Source organism: Moorena sp. SIO4A5, assembly GCF_010672005.1.
In the GTDB taxonomy this organism is placed as follows: domain Bacteria; phylum Cyanobacteriota; class Cyanobacteriia; order Cyanobacteriales; family Coleofasciculaceae; genus Moorena.
The window spans coordinates 1-4,030 of the sequence record NZ_JAAHHZ010000434.1; the positions used below are offsets into that span (position 1 = coordinate 1).

Annotated in this window: 4 protein-coding genes; all 4 read left to right on the forward strand. The window is 39.3% G+C overall.

All coding sequences use genetic code 11. From position 1 onward, the window contains the following. Positions 1-496: nucleoside transporter C-terminal domain-containing protein (locus F6K57_RS38580; protein WP_293073872.1), on the forward strand; the 496-nt coding region annotated here is incomplete at its 5' end. A 216-nt stretch (positions 497-712) separates the two neighbouring features. After that, on the forward strand, positions 713-1,336 hold the full coding sequence (locus tag F6K57_RS38585; protein WP_293073874.1) for a hypothetical protein: 624 nt from the start codon (positions 713-715) through the stop codon (positions 1,334-1,336). A 761-nt stretch (positions 1,337-2,097) separates the two neighbouring features. Beyond that, entirely contained in the window at positions 2,098-3,285 is a 1,188-nt protein-coding gene (locus F6K57_RS38590; protein ID WP_075901534.1) for a glycosyltransferase, read from the forward strand. 133 nt (positions 3,286-3,418) lie between these two features. Beyond that, positions 3,419-4,030: aminotransferase class I/II-fold pyridoxal phosphate-dependent enzyme (locus F6K57_RS38595; protein ID WP_293073878.1), on the forward strand; the 612-nt coding region annotated here is incomplete at its 3' end.

Consider the following 4,030-nt stretch of genomic DNA (forward strand, 5'->3'; position numbering starts at 1 on the left):
CTTAGTGGCACTCGTCAATACTTTTTTTGCTTATTTGGCTAATTTGGCTGCTAGTGACAATCCCCTACTACAGCTAATCGGTAACATCTTTAGTGTGATTACCTTAGATAATATCTTTGGGGTACTATTTTTGCCCTTGACCTTTCTCACTGGTGTTTCCCTAGATTGGCAGGAACTGTGGCAAGCCTCTGTGCTGATCGGTCAACGGTTATTACAAACCGAGATTCCTTCCTATCTTAGGTTAGCCCAGCTATCAGCCCAGGGATTAATTAGCGATCGCGCTATTTTGATTATCAGCTATGTCCTCTGTGGCTTTGCTCATATTGCATCCTTTGGCATTTTTGTTGGTGGTTTAGCGAGTCTGGTTCCCGAACGTCGTGCTGACATTAGCGCCATTGGCTGGAAAGCTCTCTGGGCAGCAACTTTAGCTACATACATGACTGGCTGTATTGCTGGTGTGTTTGATTTTGGCAACCCAGCAATTTTGGGAAAATAGTCTGAAGTCAGCAAATGTGAAGTCTAAATTCTAAATTCTAAATTCTAAATTCTAAATTTTAAATTCTAAATTATACTTGGTGGTGCGTTACGGGGCGAACTATTGCAACGCTGGCTACGAAGTGGAAAATTAGGGCGAGCCCGCCCCTAACGCACCCTACATTCTGAAATGGGAAAAATTGTAATTGATATTTCATAATTCCTCCTGCATAATTCCATGAAACGTAACCAACTTTGGTTGATTTGTCTAACTCTGCTAACTACCCTATTACTGATAATTGGGGGGCGCACCCCAGGGTCTAAACCTGAGCAATTGACTATACCAATACAATCATTACCAGCTCAAGCTCAATTGTCTGCCCTAGCAGCGCCCACTACTGCTGATACCTCAGCCCATACTTTAAGACTTAATCAAGAACCTTATAAAGATCTCACAAAGCGCTTTCAGGTGGGTATACTGGAAGGATATAAGGTTAGTACCATAGGTGGTTTCCCCTTAATTGAAGCACCCGATGGTAACTTAGCCTACACGGTGCTTGTAGAACAAAGAGCGACAGATCGTCCATTAAGCAACGCTTCCCTAGCACAGATTGCTATTGAACAGTTTAGGCGGGGTGAAGGATTTCAAACCGGTAATTTTCAGCCAGTACCAGGAGGGGTGTCTCTTCCTTGGAGAGGTAGCTTAACCCTAGGTGGTCAGACTCAGCCAGTCAGTGGAGTGATCTTGGCGCGTCAGCTGGGTAAAAATGTGGTGGTGATGCTAATTTGCACCACAGAATCAGCTCAGGGAGACGTTAAAGATGCCATTGCACTTTTGGCTAATACTCTCAAACCTCTTTAAGGTCAATGGCATGCTCCTTACGCTTAAGGGAAGCTGGTAATTGTCCATCGTCTATGGTGCATTATTTTTTCTCCACCAAAGCTGCCTTTACTTACCAAATATAGGCAGTTTTCTGTGCTGCTCACTTCAAGTAACATCGGATTAATTACCTCCTTAGAAGGGGTTATTCCTTGAGGATTTATTAGTTATTAAAAAAAATAAACTAACCACTAATCAAGATAGGTTTTCCAAATGATATGTAAATATAATATGTCTTTTTTTATTGTCAAATAAAACTCCGGCTCTCTTTCCTAGGTTGCTTTTTTCCTCTTGTCTGCCAGGCAATTTCTGCAACAAGTGTGTTTACAATCCATATAAAACCCTATAACTAGCTTTAACAAAAATTACTGTATAGAGCATCAGAGTCAGTGTGACTTTATTTCTTTTTCAAAAAAGTATCAATAATCCGGATCTATTTAATTAATATTGTATTGATAATTATCCCTGATGCTATCTAGATTTTTTTTTATCTTTTTCTAAGTAATTAATAGGTGATTTGAGCTTTAAATAATCTTCAGGTTTTTTATTGAATAGTTTATATTTTCGGTACTCGATTAGTAGCATTTATTATATCTTTTTAATTAAAATTAATCCTTGATTATAGTAAAGATTTATAATAGATATTTGATAAGCTAATTATTCCATAATTAATCGGGATTTTTAATACAAAGTAATATCAAATATTTTCAATTAAAAATGTTTAAAATAATTTAATTAATTTCATGCGCTTATTGATAATTCAGTATGCTGGAGATTACCGTGAAGCCTTTGAACGCTTAGCTAACGGTGGACCTGAAACATACTATGCTCAGAAATATTCTGTAGATGCGGTAGCTGAAATTGGCAAACAAATTGGGGAAGTTGCAACTCTCTGTTGTATGACCGAAAAACCCTACAATCAGCTACTGGAAAAAGGAGTTCGTGCTATTGGTGCAGGGTTTGATGGAAAGATTAACGTTAAAAAGTTAATCCAATTGATTGAAGATTACCATCCCACTCATTTAGTTGTTCGCACACCCATTCGGGACGTTTTTCGTTGGGCAATTAACAATACTGTTCCAACCCTAGCCCTATTTGCTGAATCTATTCCCACCAGAAAGGTGCGTAACAAGTTTCGTAATTATTTACTAAGCCAATTATTAAATAATGATCGAATCCAATGGATTGGTAGTTATGGGATTGATTCCTCCCGAGTACTCCAGGAGATAGGAGTCCAATCTGACAAGATAATTCCTTGGACTTTTATTGTTACTGAAACCCCAGAATCCTTGTCACCAAAAACTCTACCAGCACAGGCTAAGCCCTGGCAACTGTTTTACATTGGGTCAATGATTGAAGCTAAAGGGGTTGGCGATATATTAGAATCTATCGCTAAATTAAAAGCTAATAAGTTTCCAATCAAATTGAAGATAGCTGGTAACGATAAAACAGGTTTCTTTGTCAATAAAGCTAAGCAGCTACAAATCGAAGACTGTGTAGAGTTTCTCGGAATAGTACCAAATAAGACCGTAGTTCCTCTGATGAGAGAATCTGATCTGGTATTAGTTCCTAGTCGCCACGAATTTCCAGAGGGTTTCCCACTGGCAATTACTCATGCCCTTTGCGCTCGAACTCCAATCATTGCTTCAGATCACCCGATGTTTATCAATAAACTAAAAGATGGCATCAGTGCGAAAATTTTCGAAGCTGGCAACTCTGTTGCTTTAGCAGAATCTATTCAAAAGCTGCTTTCAGATTCAGATCTTTACCATAATCTGTCTATAGCCTCTTACGAAACCTGGAAGAGTTTGCAGCTTCCAGTAAAATTTGCTGACCTAATTCAGCGATGGCTACATGACTCACCAGAAAATGAACAGTGGTTAATTGATCATCGCTTAAGTTCAGGGCGCTACAACTCAACATCTCCCTAATAATTTTTCATAATAATTATGATGACTAAAAAGAATAAGCCAGATAAAGAATTCCTAATCTATAGGATTTAAGGTGCATTTTAAAAATTGTTCGGATTAATACCAAGTAGAAACTAATCATTACTAACTAACAATGGAAGTTACTTTGTCAAAAATACCGTTTAACCGCCCTGTTACTGTTGGAACGGAATTTGACTATATCCAACAGACCATCAAGAACATGGATCTTTCCGGTGATGGTGCTATTACCAAACAATGTCATGCTCTACTCGAAGAAATATTGTCAGTGCCGAAGGTTCTGCTAACCACTTCCTGCACCCATGCTCTGGAAATGGCGGCAGTACTATTAAATATCCAACCAGGGGATGAAGTCATTGTTCCCTCCTTCACCTTTGTCTCTACCATTAATGCCTTCGTCTTACGAGGTGCTCAACCTGTTTTTATCGACATCCGCCCGGATACCCTCAATTTAAACGAAGAGAAATTAGAATCACTGATTACCCCCCGCACCAAAGCCATTGTCCCTGTACATTACGCCGGTGTCGCGTGCGAGATGGATACTATTTTGGAGATTGCTGGGCGCTATGGTATACCAGTTGTTGAGGACAATGCTCATGGACTATTTGCTAAGTACAAAGGCAAGTATCTAGGTACATTTGGTTGTCTAGCTACCCAGAGTTTTCACGAGACTAAAAACTTTACTTGTGGAGAAGGTGGCGCACTCTTGATCAACGACCCCCAGTAT